We start from the raw sequence: 21,000 nt of genomic DNA on the forward strand, positions 1-21,000 counted from the left end.
CGTGAGGCGGACCTGGGTGTGGCGTCGGGCAACGGCAAGGGGCAGATCTTCGTGAAGGGCGAGGTCATCAAGACCGTGCCGGAGTCGAAGATCGTGGAGACCCTGATCGAGGAGGCCATGAAGCTCGCCGAGCAGATGGAGGCCGAGGGAGTGGCCTCCGGCGAACCGGAGATCTCGGTCGCGGGCTGAGATCGCCGGAGACCACGGTCGCGGACCGGGCCCCGCTCGCCGCGGCCCGGGCCCCACGCTCCCGCTCCACGGACGCGCTCCTCACTCGCGCTGGTTCAGATCGCCCGGGGGCTCGTGCTCGTCGAGATCGCCAGGGGACTCCTGCTCGTTGAGATCCCCCGGGAACTGCCCCCGGACACCGCGGGTCGGATCCTGCACCGGAGCGTCCTCCTGGACCGAACCGGGAGCGGACCGGTCCGGGGCGGCCGGACTGTACGGCGACTGCGGAGGCGGCGGCGGACTCTGGTCGCCGGGCGCGCCCGCACCCGCCGGCGGCAGCCTCAGCGCGAGCAGCGCGACGTCGTCGCCGCTGGGCGCGATCCGTTCCAGCAGCGCGTCGCAGAACTCGTCCACCGTCTGCCCGGACATCCGCCGGGCCAGCACGGAGGCGTGGTGGCGGAGCTTGGCCAGCCCCAGGTCGATCGGCCGGCCCCGGCTCTCCACCAGCCCGTCGGTGTACAGCAGCAGCGTCGACTCCGGCGGAAGGTCCTCGTAGGCGTCGGGCCAGCTCAGCCCCAGGTGCAGGGTCGCGCTCATGCCGATCAGCGGGCCGTGCCCCCCGGTCAGGAACCGGGTGTCGCCCTCCCGGGTCACCAGAAGCGGCGGCGGGTGCCCGGCATTGACCCAGTTGACCCGCCACGGCCCGCCCTCGGGCCCCTCGATGCGGGCGAAGACGAGGGTGGCCATCGGGGCGTCACTGGTGTTCGTCACCGCCTCGTCCAGCCGGCACATGATCAGGCTGGGCGGATGCTGCTGGTCCCATGCCAGGGCGCGCAGCATGTTGCGGACCTCCGCCATGTGCGCGGCGGCCTGCAGATCGTGGCCGACCACGTCCCCGATCACCAGGGCCATCACACCGTCGGCGAGCAGGAACGCGTCGTACCAGTCACCACCGATCTCCATGGCGCTCTGCGCGGGCAGATAGCGGGCGGCCATCCGCAGGTGGTCCACCTGCGGGAGCGGGGCGAGCAACTGGCGCTGCATCGTCACCGAGACGTTGCGCTGCTCCTGGTAGAGCCGGGCGTTGTCCAGCACCAGCGCGAGGCGCCGGCCGATGTCGGCGAGCAGCCGCGTCTCGGCGTCGGTCGGCGCGGGGGAGTCCCCGGCGCGGCCCAGGGTCAGCATCCCGTACTGGTTGCGGCGGGCGGTCAGCGGCACCACCACCGCCGAGTGGGCGCCGAGCCGCTCGAACAGCTTCCCGTGGGTCACGGCCAGCGGCGCGTCCGGCTCCCGCAGCTCCTCGGCGGTCAGCAGCACCGGCTCGTCGGCGCTCATGACCCGCGCCACCGCAGAGCGGGCCGCGGTGGGCAGCGGCGGCAGCGGCCCCTGCAGCCGCCTCGCCCGGCGCGGATGCGCGGGACAGCGCACGGCGATCCGTTCCAGCGCCCCGGTGTGCTCCGAGTACAGGGCCACCGAGGCCCAGTCGCCCATCTCCGGGACCAGCAGCCGCAGCAGCCTGCGCATCCTGCCGTGGGAGTCCAGGGCGGACATCAGCACCGAGGAGACGTCCGCCAGCAGGTTCAGCCGGGCGGTCAGCGCCTCCAGGGCGGCGGCGTGCGCGGCCATCCGCTCCTCGGCCGCGCGGTGCAGGCTGAAGTCGCTGAAGACCACCACCAGCCCCGCCACCCGTCCCGCCAGCCGCAGGGGCGTGGTCGACCAGATGATCGGCACGATCGTGCCGTCGGCGCGCAGGAAGTACTCCTCGCTGCCCTCCACGGCGGACCGGCTGCCGCGCAGCGGGGCCCGCATGGCGCACTGCTGGCGCGGCATCGGGGAGCCGTCGAGGCGGCGGTGCAGCAGGTCGTGCGCGTCCCGGCCGAGCATCTGGGCCGGCTGTCGGCCCAGGAGCCGCTGGGCCCACGGATTGACGTAGGTGATCCGTCCCTCGGTGTCCAGGGTGAAGACACCGGTGCCCAGGTCGCGCAGGACCCGCAGCGGGAAATCGGGGTCCAGCGCCGTGCCCGCCCCGTTCATGGCCGGCCCCCCTCCCCGTCCCGGGCGGTCCTCCGGCGTGATGCCACCGCGATCACCGCTCTCCCGAAGCCGTCCGACTAGTGACTCAATGTCCATTCTTACCGTTTTGCGGGAACCCATCGCTCTTCGGGCGGAGTGTGTTGCCGCCCGTCCGCGCCGGCCGCCCGGGCATCACCGCCGGGGGGCGGCGCGGCCAGGATTCGGCGGGTACAGTGCGGAGATCAGCCAAACCCCCAGCGTGAGGCCCCGTACGTGTTGACCCAGACCACCTCACGGGTGCTCGAACCGAGCGACCTGGACGCCGCGCTCGCCGTCCTCGACCGCGAGCCGGTCGTGAACGCCTTCGTGACGTCCCGCGTGCAGGTCGCCGGACTCGACCCGTGGCGGCTCGGCGGCGAGATGTGGGGCTGGTACGAGGACGGCGCGCTGACCTCCCTGTGCTACGCGGGCGCCAACCTCGTCCCCATATGCGCCACACAGCGAGCCGTACGGGCCTTCGCCGACCGTGCCCGCCGAGCCGGCCGCCGCTGCTCCTCCATCGTCGGCCCCACCGGACCCACCACCCAGCTGTGGCGGCTGCTCGAACCCAGCTGGGGCCCGGCCCGCGAGGTCCGCGCCCACCAGCCGCTCATGGTCACCGACCGCATGCCCGCCGACATCGCCCCCGACCCGTACGTCCGCCGCGTCCGCAAGGACGAGATGGAGACGATCGTGCCGGCGTGCGTGGCGATGTTCACCGAGGAGGTCGGCGTCTCCCCGCTCGCCGGCGACGGCGGCCTGCTCTACCAGGCCAGGGTCGCCGAACTCGTCGGCGCCGGCCGCTCCTTCGCCCGCCTCGACGAGCACGGCAAGGTGATGTTCAAGGCCGAGATCGGCGCGGCGACCGACCGGGTCTGCCAGATCCAGGGCGTCTGGGTCGCCCCCGAGTACCGGGGTCGGGGCCTCGCCGCCCCCGGCATGGCGGCGGTCCTGCGGTACGCGCTGGCCGACGTGGCTCCGGTGGTGAGCCTGTACGTCAACGACTTCAACACCGCGGCCCGGCGGACCTACCGCAGGGTGGGCTTCCGCGAGACCGGCGCCTTCACGAGCGTGCTGTTCTAGGCCTGCCGTACGTCCGTCCCCGCCGTACGTCCGTTCCCGCCGTACGTCCGTTCCCGCCGTACGTCCGTTCCCGACGCACATCCGCTCTTCGCCTACGTCCCTGCCGGACGTCCGTTCCCCGCCGCACGTCCGTTCCCTGTCGTACGCCCGGACCGTGCCGGACCGGAGCCCGCGACGGACGCCGGCCGGGGCGGCTCGCCGGGCCCGATCCGGACGGGAGCCCCGAACCCGTCCCGTCACGCCGCCCTTGGCCGGGGGAGCGCCGGGTAGTCTCCCCGGCATGGCCCACATTCCCGGTGACGGCTCCGGCCGGCCCGACGCGATCGCGGACGACATCGTGATCGGCCCCCTCGACCTGCCGGCCCACGTCGACGAGGCGCTCGCCGTGCAGGCCGTCGCCTTCGGGCTCGGCGCCGAGGAGGTCGCCGTACGCCGCCAGATCGTGCTACGGCACATGACCAGCCCGGGCGCCCGCGCGCTGGGCGCCACCACCGCCGACGGACGGCTCGCCGGATTCGTCTACGGCATGCCCAACGACCGCGCCCACTGGTGGTCCACGGTCGTCGAGCCGTACCTGCGCGCCCGGGGTCACGAGGACTGGCTCGACGGCTCCTTCGTCATCACCGAACTGCACGTCCATCCCGACCACCAGAACCGCGGCATCGGCCGCGCCCTGATCACCACGATCACCGACGGAGCCGCCGAGACCCGCTCGATCCTCTCCGCGATCGACACCGACAGCCCGGCCCGCGGCCTCTACCGCTCCCTGGGATACACGGACCTCGCCCGGCAGGTCGTCTTCCCCAGCGCCCCCAAGCCGTACGCCGTGATGGGGGCCCCGCTGCCGCTGCGCCGCGGTTAACCGATTTCCACCGGCCCGCCCCGCCCGGCTAACCTCCTAGCCATCACCGTTACCCGGCAGGAGTACGAGAACCATGGCGAACGCACCGGTCCAGCGCATGTCCCAGTTGATGGCGAAGACGCTGCGCGACGACCCGGCCGACGCCGAGGTCCTCAGCCACAAGCTGCTGGTCCGCGCCGGTTACGTCCGCCGCACCGCCGCGGGCATCTGGAGCTGGCTGCCGCTGGGCAAGAAGGTCCTCGCGAACGTCGAGCGGATCGTGCGCGAGGAGATGGACGCCATCGGCGCCCAGGAGGTGCTGCTGCCCGCCCTGCTGCCGAGGGAGCCGTACGAGGCCACCGGCCGCTGGAACGAGTACGGCGGCGAGCTGTTCCGCCTCCAGGACCGCAAGGGCAACGACTACCTGCTGGGCCCCACCCACGAGGAGATCTTCACCCTGCTCGTGAAGGACCAGGCGTCCTCCTACAAGGACCTGCCGGTCATCCTCTACCAGATCCAGAGCAAGTACCGCGACGAGGCCCGCCCGCGCGCGGGGATCCTGCGCGGTCGCGAGTTCCTGATGAAGGACTCCTACTCCTTCGACACCGCCGACGAGGGCCTCTCCGAGTCCTACGCCCTGCACCGCCAGGCCTACCAGCGCATCTTCGAGCGCCTCGGCCTGGACTACCGCATCTGCGCGGCCACCGCCGGCGCGATGGGCGGCTCCAGGTCCGAGGAGTTCCTCGCCCCTGCCGAGGCCGGCGAGGACACCTTCGCCGACTGCCCCAACTGCGACTTCGCCGCCAACACCGAGGCGATCACCTACGAGCTCAAGCCCGTGGACGGCTCCGGCGTGCCGGCGCTGGAGGAGATCCCCACCCCGGACACCCCCACCATCGAGACCCTGGCCGCCTCCCTCGGCGTCCCGGCCTCCGCCACGCTGAAGAACCTGCTGGTCAAGGTCGACGGCGAGATCGTCGCCGTGGGCGTGCCCGGCGACCGCGAGGTGGACATGGACAAGGTCGAGGCGCACTTCGCCCCGGCCGCCGTCGAGCTGGTCACCGCCGAGGACTTCACCGGCCGCCCCGACCTGGTGCGCGGCTACGTCGGCCCGCAGGGCCTGGGGGAGAAGGTCAAGTACATCGCCGACCCGCGGATCGCCCCCGGCACCGCCTGGATCACCGGCGCGAACAAGGAGCACACGCACGCGAAGAACGTGGTCGCCGGCCGCGACTTCGAGGTCGACGAGTACGTCGACGCCGTGGTCGTGCAGGAGGGCGACCCCTGCCCGAAGTGCGGCACCGGCCTCAAGCTGGACCGCGCCATCGAGATCGGCCACATCTTCCAGCTCGGCCGCAAGTACACCGACGCCCTCAAGCTCGACGTGCTCGGCCAGAACGGCAAGCCGGTCCGCGTCACCATGGGCTCCTACGGCATCGGCGTCTCCCGCGCGGTGGCGGCCCTCGCCGAGCAGCACGCCGACGAGCACGGCCTGGTCTGGCCCGCCGAGGTCGCCCCGGCCGACGTGCACGTGGTCGCCGCGGGCAAGGCCCTGCAGACCGAACTGGCCCTCGACGTGTCGCAGAAGCTGGCCGCGGCCGGCGTGCGCGTCCTCGTCGACGACCGCGCCGGGGTCTCCCCGGGCGTGAAGTTCACCGACGCGGAGCTCATCGGCGTACCGCGGATCCTGGTCGCCGGACGCCGCGCGGCCGAGGGCGTCGTCGAGCTCAAGAACCGCCGCACCGGCGAGCGCGAGGAAGTCACCGTCGAGGAAGCCCTCGCCCGCCTGACCGCGTAAGCGTTCCCGGGACCCGCCCGACGGCCCCACCGCCCCGTCCTCCGGACGAGGGGGTGGGGCCGCTCCCGTCGGGCCGCTCCCGCTCGTCGGAGGGCGCGGCGGCCGCCGTCCGGCGAACCCGACGGGCGCCAGCCGTCCCGGCGGGCGGCGGCGGTGCGGCTACGGCCGGCCGGGCAGTGGCGACGCGGCCGTCAGCGGGCGGGATCGCTGGGGGGGGGCGGAGGCGTCGGCGGTGGGCCGACTGCGGTGGGGCCGTCCCCACCTGGTGAGGCGCGTACCGCGCCGGCGGGCGGGCCGGAGCGCCTGCCGGACCGGGATTCCCACCGAGCCGGAGGCGCCTGCCAGGCCGGAGCGCCTGCTCAGTCGTAGCTTCCTGGGCTGTGAGGCCGGCGCGCTTGCCGGGTCCCGGCCACCGGTGTGCATCGCGTGCCCGCCGCGGGCCGCGCGCCGGGCCAGGGGCCCCGGCGCGCCTCACGGGCCGTGGACGCGCGTGGCGTGCTGCCGCCCACCGCCGCCGTCTGCCGCCCCGGCGTCAGAGCCAGGCGGCGAATTCCAGGAGGAGTTCCGCGTCCTTGGGGCGGCCCACGCGGCGGGCTCGTACGCCGGACTCCACCGCGCGGAACAGCGTCCAGCCGCGCAGCCGTTCGCGGTCCACCTCCAAGGACTCCGCCAGCCGCTTGATCCGCCGCCGGGTGATGGCCGGCCCGGACGGCGAGGCGATCAGGTCCTCCACCCGGTCGCGGACCAGCCGCGCCAGATCGAACGCGCTCTCGCCGACCACCGGATCGGGCCCCACCGCCAGCCACGGCACGCGGTCGCCCGCGAGCACCTTGCTCTGCCGGAAGGTGCCGTGCAGCAGCAGCCCCTCGGGCGGCGCGGCCAGCAGCTCCTCCCGGGCCGCGAGCGCCGCCGCGACCAGCTCCTCGGCCTCCGGCGGCGTACCCGCCCGCATCGCCTCGGCCTGCCTGCCGGTCCGTTCGGCGACCGTCTCGAAGAGCCGCCCGGCGTCGTCGGGGGGCGTCACCCACAGCCGCCGCAGCGTGTCCGCCGCCTCCAGCAGGGCCCGCGCCTCGGGCAGCGACCGCACCGACACGTCCGGATGCAGCCGCTCCAGCACCAGCACGCCCTCGTCCGCCGAGCCGCCGTCCAGGAGCCGTACGGCGCCCCGTCCGCCCCAGTGCGCGAGCGCTGCCAGCTCGCCGGCCGGCCGGGCGCGCGGCGGCGCGAGCTTGAGCACGGCCGGCGTGCCGTCCGCCGTCCGCACCAGCACCACCAGGCTGCTGCGCCCGCCGGGCACCTGCACCCGCTCGACCGTCAACTCGCGCTCGGCGACGGCCCGCCGGGCCAGCCCGGGCAGCCGCTCCAGCCAGTCGTCGCCCTCGGGCGCCGTCTCGCCGAGCGCCCGCACCAGCCGCTTCGGGGGTTCGAAAGCCATGCGCGAGTCGTTCCTTCCTGGACGCGCCGAGACGCGTTCCCCGTCGGTCGTTGCGCCGGTGGCGCCCGTCGCGTCCCGCCGCGCACCGGGTCCGGCCCCGCGCGCGGCCCCGGGCCCGTCCGCGCTACGGCGTCGGCGCCGTCGCCGAGCCCGTGCCGTCGCCGGCCCGTTCGGCGAGACCAGGGAAGGCTACGCTCCCCCCGCGCCAGCGCACCGCCCGGACCGCGGCCTCGCGCAGCGCCCCGGCGGCGTCCCGCCGCCGCTCGCCCGAAGTCGCCCGCACCAGGTCGGAGTAGACCCCGGCCACCCGGTCCTCCAGCACGGCCGCGAACCGCACCGCGGCGGCCGAGTCGGGCACCGCGAACGGCAGGGCGTAGGCCGCCGCCGCGGCCGCCGGCCGGCCGCCCAGGTCCCGCACCCGGCGCACGAGCGCGTCCCGCCGGGCCCGGTGGGCGTCGTACGCCGTGCGGGCCTCCGCACGCCGCTCGCGGACGATCCGCCCGCCCACCACGCCGTAGCCGTACACGGCCGCGTGCTCCGCGGCGAGCGCCGCCTGCACGGCCGTCAGCTCCCGCGCGTCCGTGGTCCCGCTCACTTCTCACCCTCCGTCAGCAGATAGGCGTGCGCCGCCCCGGCCGCCGCGACCGAGGCCAGCAGCCGCGCCAGCTCGCCGGGCACCCCGGTCAGCGCCGCCGTCCGCCGGTCGGCGAGCGAGCGCTCGGCGGCGGCGAGCCCGGCGAGGGCGTCCGCCGGCTTGCCGGGCACGGCAGGCGACGCGGCGGCCGAGGGCCCGCCGGACGTCCCGCCGGATCCCTGGGTCGCCGCCGTCGGCCCGGCCCCGGCGGTCCCGGTGGCCCCCGCGGTCCCGGCCGTGGCCGTGGGCCCGGCGGGCGCCGCCGGGGAGCCCGTGGCCGCCGCGGAGGGCGTGAGCGCCCCGGAAGCCGTCGCCGAAGGGGACGCGGGCGTCCCGCCGCCGAACGCGGCCGCGTGCCGCGCGACTTCCGCGCGCAGCGGCCCCAGCCGCCGCGCCAGCGCCGGATGCGCGGCGAGCACGGCGTCGTAGCGCCGTACCAGCTCCTCGCTGTCCTGGGCCGCGCGCGTCCGCACCCGCTCGGCGGGCGACGGGCCGCCGCTCGTGGCGCCGCCCGGGTCGTCGGATCCGGCGGAGCAGCCCGCGAGCAGGGCGGCCCCGGCCGCCGAGGCGAGCAGGCTCCTTCGGCGCGGACCCGGAGGCAGGGTGCGCGGGGATGGCGGCAACGGCACGGAAGACGTCCTCGGGTGCGTGCGAACGGGAACGGGGGCGGCCGGGCCCTGTCGGCCCAGCCCGTGATCACCGTACCCGCGCGCCCGGCGCACGCGACTCAGCGGCACCACCCCAGGCCAGGTGGACGGCAACACCCCTTGGAACCGGATACCCTTTGACCGGACACGCGACCATCCCACAACAGCACACGCGGCCGAGGAGTCACCCGGATGAGCACCACCCAGAGCGAGAGGCTGCGAGAGCTGCTGGAACCGCTCGTCGCCTCCCAGGGGCTGGACCTCGAAGAGATCGCCGTGGACTCGGTCGGCCGCAAGCGGGTGCTGCGCGTGGTGGTCGACTCCGACACCGGGGCCGACCTCGACCAGATCGCCGATGTGAGCCGCGCGCTCTCGGCGAAGCTCGACGAGTCGGACGCGATGGGCGAGGCCGAGTACACCCTCGAGGTCGGCACCCCCGGCGCCGAGCGCCTTCTCACCGAACACCGGCACTACGTGCGCGCCACCGGACGGCTGGCGAGGTTCCAGCTGGCCGAGGGCGGCGAACTGGTGGCCAGGATCCTCCAGGTCGACGACGAGGGACTCGACCTCGAGGTGCCCGGAGTGAAGGGCCGCAAGGCCACGACCCGCAGAGTCGCCTTCCCGGACGTCGTCCGGGCGCGCGTGCAGGTCGAGTTCAACCGCAAGGACGACAAGGACATGAAGAAAGAGGAGGAGGCGTAGCCATGGACATCGACATGAGTGCCCTGCGGGGCTTGGTGCGGGAGAAGGAGATCTCCTTCGACCTGCTGGTCGAGGCGATCGAGTCGGCCCTCCTCATCGCCTACCACCGCACCGAGGGAAGCCGCCGCCACGCGCGCGTGGAGCTCAACCGGGAGACCGGGCATGTGACCGTGTGGGCGAAGGAGGACCCGGAGGACCTCGAGGAGGGCCAGGTGCCCCGCGAGTTCGACGACACCCCGTCCGGCTTCGGCCGTATCGCCGCCACCACCGCCAAGCAGGTCATCCTGCAGCGGCTGCGCGACGCCGAGGACGACGCGACGCTCGGCGAGTACGCCGGCCGCGAGGGCGACATCGTCACCGGTGTGGTGCAGCAGGGCCGCGACCCGAAGAACGTGCTCGTGGACATCGGCAAGCTGGAGGCCATCCTGCCGGTGCAGGAGCAGGTCCCGGGCGAGACGTACCCGCACGGCATGCGGCTGCGGTCGTACGTCGTCCGGGTGGCCAAGGGCGTGCGCGGTCCGTCCGTCACCCTTTCGCGCACCCACCCGAACCTCGTGAAGAAGCTCTTCGCGCTGGAGGTCCCGGAGATCGCCGACGGTTCCGTCGAGATCGCCGCGATCGCCCGTGAGGCCGGCCACCGCACCAAGATCGCCGTACGGTCCACCCGTTCGGGCCTGAACGCCAAGGGCGCCTGCATCGGCCCCATGGGCGGCCGGGTGCGCAACGTCATGGGCGAGCTGAACGGCGAGAAGATCGACATCGTCGACTGGTCCGACGACCCGGCGGAGATGGTGGCGAACGCCCTGTCCCCGGCCCGCGTCCACAAGGTGGAGGTCGTCGACCTCGCGGCCCGCTCCGCCCGCGTCACCGTGCCGGACTACCAGCTGTCGCTGGCCATCGGCAAGGAGGGCCAGAACGCCCGGCTCGCGGCCCGGCTCACCGGGTGGCGCATCGACATCCGCCCGGACACCGAGCAGGCCGGGGAATAGATCCTGGCCTCGGGGCGCTCAGATCACGACAGGTTTGGGCGCGGCAAGTGTTCGAATCCTGCCCCAAAGGGGTGAGGTGCGTTCGGGGAGGTAGACTTAGCGGTGTCTGGCCGGACACGGGCCCGAGTGTGCCCTGAGCGCACCTGTGTGGGGTGCCGGGAACGAGCGGCCAAGACGGATCTGCTGCGGATCGTGGCGGTCGAGGACGAGTGCGTCCCCGATCCTCGCGGTACGCTGCCCGGCCGGGGTGCGTACATACACCCCGCCCTGGTCTGTCTCGACCAGGCGGTGCGCCGCCGGGCGTTCACGCGGGCGCTGCGCGCCCCGGGAGCGCTCGACACAAAGGCGTTGCGCCATCACGTCGAGCGGACGACAGTTGCCGAGCAGGCAACACGGTAGGAAGACGTGTCGTGCGGAAAACCCCGCGCGGCCTGGTACCTCGCGAGTCGAAAGCAGGTCGAGATTGCGATGAGCACTCGATGAGTACGCGATGAGTACGCCCATGAACTAGCGACGGTCCGGCCGCAACCCGGACCTCAAAGGAGCGAAGTGGCTAAGGTCCGGGTATACGAACTCGCCAAGGAGTTCGGTGTGGAGAGCAAGGTCGTCATGGCCAAGCTCCAGGAACTCGGTGAATTCGTCCGATCGGCATCCTCGACGATCGAGGCGCCGGTAGTACGCAAGTTGACAGACGCCTTCCAGCAGGGCAACGGCGGCGGCCGGTCCGCCAAGCCGGGCGCCCCGAAGAAGGCCGCCCCCAGGCCCGCCGCGCCCTCCCCGGCGCAGGCGGCCCGTCCGGCTGCTCCCAAGCCGCCGGCCGCCCCCAAGCCCGCCGCGGCCCAGCCGCCGGCGGCTCCCTCGGCCCCCGCGCCGGCCGCTCCCGGCCCGCGTCCGGTGCCGGGTCCCAAGCCCGCCCCGCGTCCGGCCCCGGCCGCGCCCGCCACGCCGGAGTTCACCGCTCCGCCGTCGGCTCCGGCGCCGTCCCCGGCCGCCGCGCAGGGTCCGCGCCCCGGCGGCGCCCGTCCCGGTGCTCCCAAGCCCGGCGGCGGCCGTCCCGGCGGCGGTCAGGGCCAGGCCCGTCCGGGCCAGGGCGCCCCGCGCCCCGGTGGCCAGGCGCCCCGTCCGGGCGGTCGTCCGGCCGGTCCGCGTCCGGGCAACAACCCCTTCACCTCCGGTGGCTCCACCGGCATGGCGCGCCCGCAGGCGCCCCGTCCGCAGGGCCAGCGTCCCGGCGGCCCGGGTGCTCCCGGCGCCGGTCCCCGTCCGCAGGCTCCCGGCGGCCAGGGCGGCGGTCCGCGTCCGCAGGCCGGACCGGGCGGTCCCCGCCCGACTCCGGGCTCGATGCCCCGTCCGCAGGCGGGTCCGGGCGGTCCGCGTCCCGGCGGCCCGCGTCCGAACCCCGGCATGATGCCGCAGCGTCCCGCTGCCGGCCCGCGTCCCGGCGGTGGCCCCGGCGGCCGCGGTCCGGGCGGTGCCGGTCGTCCCGGCGGTGCCGGTCGTCCGGGCGGCGGCGGCTTCGCCGGTCGTCCCGGTGGCGGCGGCGGTCGTCCCGGTGGCGGCGGCGGCTTCGCCGGTCGTCCCGGTGGCGGCGGTCCCGGCGGTGGCTTCGGCGGCGGCGGTGGCCGTCCCGGCTTCGGCGGTCGTCCCGGCGGCCCCGGTGGCCGTGGTGGCACGCAGGGCGCCTTCGGCCGTCCCGGTGGTCCCGCGCGTCGCGGCCGCAAGTCGAAGCGGCAGCGCCGTCAGGAGTACGAGGCCATGCAGGCCCCGAGCGTCGGCGGCGTGATGCTGCCGCGCGGCAACGGCGAGACGATCCGTCTCTCCCGCGGCGCGTCGCTCACCGACTTCGCGGAGAAGATCAACGCGAACCCGGCCTCCCTCGTCGCGGTCATGATGAACCTCGGCGAGATGGTCACGGCCACGCAGTCGGTCTCCGACGAGACGCTCCAGCTCCTCGCCGGCGAGATGAACTACACGGTTCAGATCGTCAGCCCGGAGGAGGAGGACCGCGAGCTGCTCGAGTCCTTCGACCTGGAGTTCGGCGAGGACGAGGGCGGCGAGGAGGACCTCGTGGTCCGCCCGCCGGTCGTCACCGTCATGGGTCACGTCGACCACGGCAAGACCCGCCTGCTCGACGCCATCCGCAAGACCAACGTCATCGCGGGCGAGGCCGGCGGCATCACCCAGCACATCGGTGCCTACCAGGTCACGACCGAGGTCAACGACGAGGACCGTCGGATCACCTTCATCGACACCCCGGGTCACGAGGCGTTCACCGCCATGCGTGCCCGTGGTGCGAAGTCGACCGACATCGCGATCCTGGTCGTCGCGGCCAACGACGGCGTCATGCCGCAGACGGTCGAGGCGCTGAACCACGCCAAGGCGGCCGACGTGCCGATCGTGGTCGCGGTCAACAAGATCGACGTCGAGGGCGCGGACCCGACCAAGGTGCGCGGTCAGCTGACCGAGTACGGCCTGGTGGCCGAGGAGTACGGCGGCGACACCATGTTCGTCGACATCTCCGCCAAGCAGGGTCTGCACATCGACTCGCTGCTGGAGGCCGTGATCCTCACGGCCGACGCCTCGCTCGACCTGCGGGCCAACCCGAACCAGGACGCGCAGGGCATCTCGATCGAGTCCCGTCTCGACCGCGGCCGCGGTGCCGTGGCGACGGTCCTCGTCCAGCGCGGCACGCTGCGGGTCGGCGACACGATGGTCGTGGGCGACGCCTACGGTCGTGTGCGCGCCATGCTCGACGACAACGGCAACAACGTCGCCGAGGCCGGCCCCTCGACGCCGGTCCAGGTCCTCGGCCTGACCAACGTCCCGGGCGCGGGCGACAACTTCATCGTGGTCGAGGAGGACCGTACGGCCCGCCAGATCGCGGAGAAGCGCGCCGCCCGCGAGCGCAACGCCGCGTTCGCCAAGCGCACGCGCCGCGTGTCGCTGGAGGACCTGGACAAGGTGCTGAAGGCCGGCGAGGTCCAGCAGCTGAACCTGATCATCAAGGGCGACGCGTCCGGATCGGTCGAGGCGCTGGAATCCTCCCTGCTCCAGCTGGACGTCGGCGAAGAGGTCGACATCCGCGTCCTGCACCGCGGCGTCGGTGCGGTCACGGAGTCCGACATCGACCTGGCGATGGGCTCCGACGCCATCGTGATCGGCTTCAACGTGCGCGCGGCCGGCCGTGCGCAGCAGATGGCCGAGCGCGAGGGTGTGGACGTCCGGTACTACTCGGTCATCTACCAGGCGATCGAGGAGATCGAGGCGGCCCTCAAGGGCATGCTCAAGCCGGAGTACGAAGAGGTCGAGCTCGGCACGGCGGAGATCCGCGAGGTCTTCCGCTCGTCCAAGCTGGGCAACATCGCGGGTGTTCTCATCCGCTCCGGCGAGGTCAAGCGCAACACCAAGGCGCGCCTCCTGCGCGATGGCAAGGTCATCGCGGAGAACCTCAACATCGAGGGTCTGCGTCGCTTCAAGGACGACGTCACCGAGATCCGCGAAGGCTTCGAGGGCGGTATCAACCTCGGAAACTTCAACGACATCAAGATCGACGACGTCATCGCGACGTACGAGATGCGCGAGAAGCCGCGGGTGTGACACCCCACGGCACCTCGGCACCGGCCGGCGGGACCTGGTTCCCGCCGGCCGGTGCGGCCGTGTGAGGGGGTGCGCTCCGAAGGGACACGCACACCCCACCCGAACGGGCGGGACCAGGCCCGCGCCGGCCCTCAGGGGCCGGTGGGGGCCATGGGGCCCGTCCCGGGCGGTGCCTCCGCTTCGCCGGGTCCGGTGGAGCGGGGTGCGGGGCGCGGTCCCCGCCGGGCCCGGGGCGGGAACCCGTTCCCGAGCCGGACCGGTGGGCGGGCGAAGGAGCGGTCGCGCCGAGCCCCCGGCCGGGAAACCCCGTCGAGCCTCCGGCGGGATCGCGGTACCGTTCTTGATGTCCCTGCCCGCACCGAGGGCAGGACCATCGACCCCGCACCGGCGGGCAACCCGGCACACACATGTATGTGGGGACTCTGTCCTTCGACCTGCTCCTCGGCGACGTCCACTCGCTGAAGGAGAAGCGCTCCGTCGTCCGCCCGATCGTCGCCGAGCTCCAGCGCAAGTACGCGGTGAGCGTGGCCGAGGTGGACCACATGAACCTCCACCGGCGGGCCGTCATCGGCCTCGCCGCGGTCTCCGGCGACGCGACGCACCTGACCGACGTGCTGGACCGGTGCGAACGGCTCGTCGCCGGCCGCCCCGAGGTGGAACTGCTGTCCGTCCGACGGCGCTTCCACGGCGAGGACGACTACTAGGCCCCGGCGGAGCGCGTCAGCGCACCGCACACACGACAGAACGCAGAAGAAGAAAGAACGGGAGACGGACCAGTGGCCGACAACGCGCGGGCGAAAAGGCTGGCGGACCTCATCCGAGAGGTGGTGGCCCAGAAGCTGCAGCGCGGGATCAAGGACCCGCGGCTCGGCTCGCACGTCACCATCACGGACACCCGGGTCACGGGTGACCTGCGGGAGGCGACCGTCTTCTACACGGTCTACGGCGACGAGGAGGAGCGCCAGGCGGCGGCAGCGGGCCTGGAGAGCGCCAAGGGCATCCTGCGCTCCGAGGTCGGCCGCGCGGCCGGCGTGAAGTTCACCCCCACCCTCACCTTCGTCGCGGACGCCCTTCCGGACACGGCCCGTTCCATCGAGGACCTCCTCGACAAGGCGCGCCAGTCCGACGCCAAGGTGCGCGAGGCGTCCGCGGGCGCCGCGTACGCCGGCGGGGCGGACCCGTACCGGAAGCCCGGTGCGGAAGACGGGGCCGACGAGACGGACGACACCACCGAATGACCAGCAAGCCCACCCCGCCCGACGGCCTCGTCATCGTCGACAAGCCGTCGGGCTTCACTTCGCACGACGTCGTGGCCAAGATGCGCGGGATCGCCAAGACCCGCCGCGTCGGCCACGCCGGCACCCTCGACCCCATGGCGACGGGCGTCCTCGTCCTCGGTGTGGAGCGGGCCACCAAGCTCCTCGGCCACCTGGCGCTGACCGAGAAGGAGTACGTCGGCACCGTCCGGCTCGGGCAGAACACCCTGACCGACGACGCCGAGGGGGAGATCACCTCCTCCACCGACGCCTCCAAGGTCACCCGGGAGGCCGTCGACACCGCCATCGCCAAGCTGACCGGCGACATCATGCAGGTGCCGTCCAAGGTCAGCGCCATCAAGATCAACGGCGTGCGCTCCTACAAGCGCGCCCGCGAGGGCGAGGAGTTCGAGATCCCGGCCCGCCCGGTGACGGTCTCCTCCTTCCGGGTGTACGACATCCGGGACGCCGTCGCCGAGGACGGCACCCCCGTGCTCGACCTCGTCGTCTCGGTGGTGTGCTCCTCCGGCACCTACATCCGCGCGCTCGCCCGTGACCTCGGCGCCGACCTCGGCGTCGGCGGCCACCTCACCGCGCTGCGCCGCACCCGCGTGGGGCCGTACAAGCTGGACGCCGCGAAGACGCTGGAGCAGCTCCAGCAGGAGCTGACCGTCATGCCGGTCGCCGAGGCCGCCTCGGCCGCCTTCCCCCGCTGGGACGTCGACAGCCGCCGCGCCCGGCTGCTCACCAACGGCGTACGGCTGGAGATGCCCGACGAGTACGCGGGCGGCGGCCCCGTCGCCGTCTTCGCCCCCGAGGGCCGCCTCCTCGCGCTCGTCGAGGAGCAGCGGGGCAAGGCCAAGAGCCTGGCCGTCTTCGGCTGACGAGCGAGGGCCCGCCGGAGAGCGGAGCCGACACACCGGGCCCGGGGCGGACGCGCGAGGACGCGCGTCCGCCCCGGGCCCGTCCCGTCCGTCGCGGGCCCCGTTCCGCGCCCGCCCCGGCTCCGTACCGCGTCGTCCGTCGCGCGCCCGAGCCGTCCGGCACGTCCGGGCAGGCGTGTCCGTCCGTGGAGCGGCGGCCGCGGTCCGTTCCGACGGCCGCCGCTCCACGGTCCCCCCTCGGTTCCCCCACCCCTAGGGTGCGTCCGGCTGCGCCCCGCTATTCACCCGACCGTGCAGGCGCTCGGAGTGAACGGAGGGAGTGCGAGGGGGCGCGTTCGACGTGCGATCTTCCCCGTTGATCATTCCGTGCCTACCGTCGGATCCAGGGCACAGTGCACGGCGCGACGGTGGGAGGTTCGACCATGGCGGCACACGACCCGCGGACCACGGCCGTCACCCCCGGCCGGGCCGGCGGCGACGGCGGGGGAGGGGAACCGCCCGCGCCGGGCTCCCCGGCGGGCACCGGCGCGCTGGTCGCGGCGGCGGCCCGCGGCGACGCGGAGGCGGCGCCCCGGCAGCAGACCGCCGCCGAGGCCCTGGACCGCGCCCTGGACGGCTCGCTGGTGTGCATCCGCGACCTCGCCGGACGGCCCCGCGGCACCGGCTTCGCGGCCGACCACCACGGCACGGTGCTCACCAGCCACGAGGCCGTCGACGGCCTCGCCCGCCTCGTGCTGCACGCCCCGGGCGCCGGCGGCCGGTCCTGCGTGGTGACCGCCGACGCGGTGACCCCGCTGCCCGGTTGGGACCTCGCCCTCGTACGGACCGAGGGCCTCGGCGTGCAGCCGCTTCCCGTCACGACGCGGGAGGCCGTCGGGACGGGCGCCTACGTGCGGATCGCGGCCGGCGGCTGGCGTGAGGCCCGGGTGCTCGGGCCGGCCTCCGTGACGTACACCGCCACGGAAGGCCGCCATCTCCTGGACGGCGCGCTGGAGCTGGCGATCGGCACGGCCGGCCGGGACGCGCTGCGGCGGGGCGGGGGGACGGCCGGGGGGCCGGTCCTGGACGCGGCGACCGGCACCGTGGTCGCCGTCCTCGGCACGGCGCTGCGGTCCGGCGACCGCGACGCCCGGTTCGCCGTGCCCCTGCGCGCACCGTCACCCGGTCCCGCCCGGGCGGGGGGAGCCGTCGTGCCCGAGGGCCCGCTCGCCGACCTCCTCGCCCGCAACGCGGCCACGGTCCCCGCCTACGGCCCCGACCTCAACCTCGCGGGAGTCCTGGAGCTCACGGCCACCTCCGTCGCCCAGGACGGCCCGCGAGGAGCACTCCCGCACCAGGCGTCCGCCGCGTTCCCGGCCTCCGACGCGCTCGCCGGGCCGTACTCGGTCCCGGCGAGCCGATCCGCTCCCGCGGCCGTCTCGGCGGGTGACCCCGGCGACCGGACGGGCCCCGCGGGACTCGCCCTTCCCCGCCCGCGGACCGCTCCGGACCGCGCGGCGACCGAGGAACCGCCGACCCCGGGCGCGCGGGCCGCGCGGGACCTCGCCCCGCGCACGGACCCCCGGTCCGCCGGCGCCGTCGGGGAACCCGGGGCCGACACCGTCACGGGTTCCGGCCTCGGCGGACCGGCCGTCCCGGCGACCGGCACGCCGTGGCCGTACGGCATCGCCGCCCGTCCGGACCCGGGCGCCTCGGCCGCCTACGTCTTCCGCCGCACCGTCCGCTCCACGGTCCGTGTCGAACGTCCCTCGGTCGCCCTCGAGTTGGACGCCTTCGTCGGCGGACGGGCCGATGTGCTCGGTCTCGTCGGGGCGCCCGGCAGCGGCCGTACGACCGAGCTCGCGGCGCTGGTCGGCCGACGCGCCCGGGGTGACGCCGCCGCGCCCACGCTGTGGCTGCGCGGCGCCGACCTCGACGGCGCGGACACGTGTGTGGCGGACGCCGCGTGCCGTGCGCTGGACCGGGCGGCCCGCATCGTCGCGGCCGCCCGCGCACCCTTCCCCACCGAGCTCACCGACCTCACCCCGGAGCGCGTCGCACGTCTGGCCCACGCCCACGGCCGTCCGCTGCTGCTCCTCCTCGACGGACCCGAGGAGATGCCCTCCGCCCTCGCCCAGCGGCTCGCCGAGTGGACGGACGGGACGGCGCGGTGGCTGCGCAGGACGGGCGCCCGCCTGGTGGTGGCCTGCCGGGAGGAGTACTGGGAGAGCGCGGGCACCCGGTTCCCTCCCGATCTGCTGCACACCCCGGCATCAGCGCCGGCCCAGGCGTCCGCACCGGACGGGCCCCAGGCCACGCCGGGCACATCGGCCCCGCGCGACACGACAGCCACAGCAGACCGAGGAGCTGCAGCGGTCGCATCCGACACTTCGGTCGCACAAGCCGTTCCAGCCACCGCCGCCGCACGGGACATGCCGGCCACCACAGCCACATCGACCACCCAGGGCACGGGACACACCGGAGCCGCAAAAGACGCTCACCGCCCGACCCACCGCCCCGACGCCACCGCCGGGAGCGGTGGACCGGGCCCGGAGCTGCCCCCGTGTCTGCGCCTGGGCGACCTGACGCCGGACGAGGCCCGTGAGGCCCGCGTCCGCTACGGCATCCCGGACGGCGCCCTGGTGGAGGCCGACGCCGGCCACCCCCTCACCCTCCGGCTCCTCGCCGAGGTGCGCGCGGCCGTCCCCCACCTCCCCGGTCACCCCTCGCTCGACCGCTCCGACGTCCTCGCGGCCCATCTCGACCTGATGTGCCTGCGCATCGCCGTCCGCCTCGCCGCGCAGAACGACCTGCGCGGCACGGCCGTACGCCGGCTGGCCGCGCGGGTCGCCGGGCAGGTCCACGAGGCCGCCCGCCGCAGTCTCGGCTCCGGGCGGGGCGAGCTGGACCGCGCGACGTTCGAGACGGTGTTCCCGTGGGGGCCCGCCCCCGTCCGGCTCGGCGGCGGCGCCGGCTGGGCGTCCGCCGTCCTCGCCGAGGGCCTCCTCGTCCCGGCCGGCGACGGCTACCGGTTCGCCCACGAGGAGCTCGCCGACTGGATCCAGGGCGCCCACCTCGACCTGGACGAGGCCCTGCGCGTCCTGGTCCACCGGCGGCACATCCCGGGCGAGACGCGCCCCCTGCCGCCCGTCCCGCACCACCGCATCGGCCCCGTCGTCCAGGCGCTGCTCCTCCTGGCCCGCCGGCACGGCACGCGCCGGCTCGCCGTCCGGCTGGAGGAGCTGGTGTGCGCGCTGGACACCGACCCGAGCGCCTGGTGGCCGTCCCGGCTGCTCGCCGGCGTACTGCTGCGGGTGCCCGACGCCAGGCCGTACGCCGGTGTGCTGCGGCAGCTCGCCGAGCGGATCGTGGCCTGGCAGCAGTGCGACCTGCCCGTGCCGGACGGCTTCGGCCCCGGCTTCTGGACCGCGCTGCGCCTGCCGCCCGCCGAACGCTGCGATCTGCTGCGCCGCCTCCTCCTGGCCGACTCCGCCCCGCAGGCCGCCACCCCACCGCACGGGTCCGACGGAGCCGACACCGCCCACGGTGCGCCGCCCGCGCACCGCGCCGCCCGTCCGCCCCGCTTCCTCGACGCCGCCGCACGGCTCCTCGCCGCCGACCCGGCAGCCGTGCAGCCGCACCTGACCCGCTGGTTCGACGACGAGCGGCCGCTGCCCGCCGCCCCGGACGCCACCGTGGCCACGGCCGCCCAGGCGCTGCTGCACACCCACCGGCACCGGGCCCCGGACGACCTCACCGAGACACTCGTCGGCTGTCCCCACGAGCGGGCCGGCGAACTGCTCGTGGCGCTCGCCGAGGAGGAGCCGGCCATCCTGTGCCGGGCCGTCGGCCGATGGGCGCGCGACGAGCGCCCCGACCGCCGCGCCGCCGCGGTGACCCACGGCCTGCGCACCGCCCCCCACGTCCGCACCGACAGCGACCGGGAACTGCTGCGCGACGCCGCCCTGACCCTGCTCGCCCGGCCCGCCGACGCCGCCCTGCACGGCGGCGCGCTCGCCCTCCTCGTGGCGGACCCGCACACCCGCGCCCGCCATCTGCCGCAGGCGCTGCGGCACTTCGCCTCGGGCGACCCGAACCTGCCGCCGACCGCGCCGGCCCCCGCCCTGGCCACCCATCCCGAGGCGGTCCTCGCCGCGCTCGGCGAGCGGCTCGGGCGCGGGCCCGGCGCCGCCACCGGCGAGGCGCTGCGAGCCCTGGCCGACGCGGCCCCGCCCCCGCTCGTCCCGCGCCTGGCGGCCGTCCTGCGCGACGCGGTGGCGCGGCGGCCCGACACGGCGGGACAGGTGGCGGCGTACGTCGACCGGCGCCTGCGAGGCGGCCCGGCGGTGCGGTCGACGCTGTTCCCACTGGTCACCGGCCTTCTGGAGGGCGGCTCGACACGACTGAGGGCCGCGCTGGGCGGTGTGCTCGCCACTCCCGGGACCCCGGCCTGCCACGCGCCGCGCCGGGAACTGCTCGGCGCCCTGCTGGCCCGGGAGAGCGACCCGGCCGTCCTGGACGCGGTCCTGCACGCCGCCGCCCGCGGCGCGGAGGAGGACCTCGGCGATCTGGTCCTGCGCATCGGCATGCTGCTCGTGCGCACCCCGGAGGGCGCGGCCCTCTTCGACCGCGGCCTGGTGGAGCTCGGCCGGCGGGTCCCCGGCTTCGCCGCCCGCGTGGCCGGCTGGCTGACCGACGCCCCACAGGACTGGGCCGCGGTGGTGGGACCGAGCGCCCGCCGCACCCTCGGCGACCTCACGGGAACCCCGGCCCCGGCCTGACCGGCCCCCGCGCCCCTCGCCGGCCGCGCCCGACTGGACCGCCCCGCCCGCGCGCCGCCGCCGGCACTGGGGGGCGTGCGGTGAGGTCACGCGCCCCGACGTGCGCCCGGTCACAGCGCCCATGCCGATGCGGGCGGGGAACACCGGGCATGGC

At 75.1% G+C, this 21,000-nt stretch carries 15 protein-coding genes and 1 pseudogene; 12 read left to right on the forward strand and 4 right to left on the reverse strand.

Going from position 1 to position 21,000, the window contains the following annotated elements; genetic code table 11:
- Positions 1–189: pseudogene (locus ACH5A8_RS34010) on the forward strand (4-hydroxy-3-methylbut-2-en-1-yl diphosphate synthase); the annotation flags it as partial.
- Between the two features lie 81 nt (positions 190–270).
- Here ACH5A8_RS34010 and ACH5A8_RS34015 read toward each other — a convergent pair.
- On the reverse strand, positions 271–2,202 hold the full coding sequence (locus ACH5A8_RS34015; protein WP_399007852.1) for a SpoIIE family protein phosphatase: 1,932 nt from the start codon (positions 2,200–2,202) through the stop codon (positions 271–273).
- A gap of 252 nt (positions 2,203–2,454) precedes the next feature.
- Between ACH5A8_RS34015 and ACH5A8_RS34020 the strand changes: the two genes are divergently transcribed.
- From ACH5A8_RS34020 to ACH5A8_RS34030, 3 genes are all read left to right on the forward strand, one after another.
- Entirely contained in the window at positions 2,455–3,303 is an 849-nt protein-coding gene (locus ACH5A8_RS34020; protein WP_399007853.1) for a GNAT family N-acetyltransferase, read from the forward strand.
- 280 nt (positions 3,304–3,583) lie between these two features.
- Positions 3,584–4,165 (forward strand): GNAT family N-acetyltransferase, encoded by a 582-nt coding sequence (locus ACH5A8_RS34025; protein WP_399007854.1) that lies wholly within the window; start codon positions 3,584–3,586, stop codon positions 4,163–4,165.
- A 73-nt stretch (positions 4,166–4,238) separates the two neighbouring features.
- The gene (locus ACH5A8_RS34030; protein WP_399007855.1) at positions 4,239–5,942 is read left to right on the forward strand and encodes a proline--tRNA ligase; all 1,704 of its coding nucleotides are present in this window, start codon (positions 4,239–4,241) and stop codon (positions 5,940–5,942) included.
- A gap of 532 nt (positions 5,943–6,474) precedes the next feature.
- Here the strand turns inward: ACH5A8_RS34030 and ACH5A8_RS34035 are convergent.
- The 3 genes from ACH5A8_RS34035 to ACH5A8_RS34045 all read right to left on the reverse strand — a co-directional run bounded on the left by ACH5A8_RS34035 (position 6,475) and on the right by ACH5A8_RS34045 (position 8,640).
- On the reverse strand, positions 6,475–7,377 hold the full coding sequence (locus tag ACH5A8_RS34035) for an aminoglycoside phosphotransferase family protein (protein WP_399007856.1): 903 nt from the start codon (positions 7,375–7,377) through the stop codon (positions 6,475–6,477).
- 124 nt (positions 7,378–7,501) lie between these two features.
- Positions 7,502–7,972 carry a ferritin-like domain-containing protein gene (locus ACH5A8_RS34040; RefSeq protein WP_399007857.1) on the reverse strand — a complete coding sequence of 157 codons (471 nt, stop codon included), beginning with the start codon at positions 7,970–7,972 and terminating at the stop codon, positions 7,502–7,504.
- Positions 7,969–8,640 (reverse strand): hypothetical protein, encoded by a 672-nt coding sequence (locus ACH5A8_RS34045; RefSeq protein ID WP_399007858.1) that lies wholly within the window; start codon positions 8,638–8,640, stop codon positions 7,969–7,971. The genes ACH5A8_RS34040 and ACH5A8_RS34045 overlap by 4 nt, the downstream gene beginning before the upstream one ends.
- Positions 8,641–8,850: 210 nt before the next feature.
- Here ACH5A8_RS34045 and rimP point away from each other — a divergent pair, with 210 nt between their 5' ends.
- The 8 genes from rimP (at position 8,851) to ACH5A8_RS34085 (ending at position 20,846) form a co-directional block, all read left to right on the forward strand.
- A complete protein-coding gene (gene rimP / locus ACH5A8_RS34050) occupies positions 8,851–9,360 on the forward strand; it encodes a ribosome maturation factor RimP (protein WP_399007859.1) in 510 nt (169 codons plus the stop codon).
- Positions 9,361–9,362: 2 nt separating this feature from the next.
- On the forward strand, positions 9,363–10,349 hold the full coding sequence (gene nusA, locus ACH5A8_RS34055) for a transcription termination factor NusA (protein WP_399007860.1): 987 nt from the start codon (positions 9,363–9,365) through the stop codon (positions 10,347–10,349).
- Between the two features lie 102 nt (positions 10,350–10,451).
- A complete protein-coding gene (locus ACH5A8_RS34060) occupies positions 10,452–10,748 on the forward strand; it encodes a YlxR family protein (RefSeq protein WP_399007861.1) in 297 nt (98 codons plus the stop codon).
- A gap of 150 nt (positions 10,749–10,898) precedes the next feature.
- Positions 10,899–13,946 (forward strand): translation initiation factor IF-2, encoded by a 3,048-nt coding sequence (infB, locus tag ACH5A8_RS34065; protein ID WP_399007862.1) that lies wholly within the window; start codon positions 10,899–10,901, stop codon positions 13,944–13,946.
- A 407-nt stretch (positions 13,947–14,353) separates the two neighbouring features.
- Positions 14,354–14,650: a DUF503 domain-containing protein gene (locus ACH5A8_RS34070; protein WP_399007863.1), complete on the forward strand. Its 297-nt coding sequence runs from the start codon at positions 14,354–14,356 to the stop codon at positions 14,648–14,650.
- A gap of 72 nt (positions 14,651–14,722) precedes the next feature.
- Positions 14,723–15,184, forward strand: a complete 462-nt coding sequence (rbfA, locus tag ACH5A8_RS34075; RefSeq protein ID WP_399007864.1) for a 30S ribosome-binding factor RbfA — start codon at positions 14,723–14,725, stop codon at positions 15,182–15,184.
- Positions 15,181–16,086: a tRNA pseudouridine(55) synthase TruB gene (gene truB, locus ACH5A8_RS34080; protein ID WP_399007865.1), complete on the forward strand. Its 906-nt coding sequence runs from the start codon at positions 15,181–15,183 to the stop codon at positions 16,084–16,086. The genes rbfA and truB overlap by 4 nt, the downstream gene beginning before the upstream one ends.
- A 422-nt stretch (positions 16,087–16,508) precedes the next feature.
- Positions 16,509–20,846, forward strand: a complete 4,338-nt coding sequence (locus tag ACH5A8_RS34085) for a trypsin-like peptidase domain-containing protein (RefSeq protein WP_399007866.1) — start codon at positions 16,509–16,511, stop codon at positions 20,844–20,846.
- Positions 20,847–21,000: the final 154 nt, after the last annotated feature.

Origin of the sequence: Streptomyces sp. NPDC018610 (assembly GCF_044391765.1) — a bacterium.
Lineage (GTDB): Bacteria > Actinomycetota > Actinomycetes > Streptomycetales > Streptomycetaceae > Streptomyces.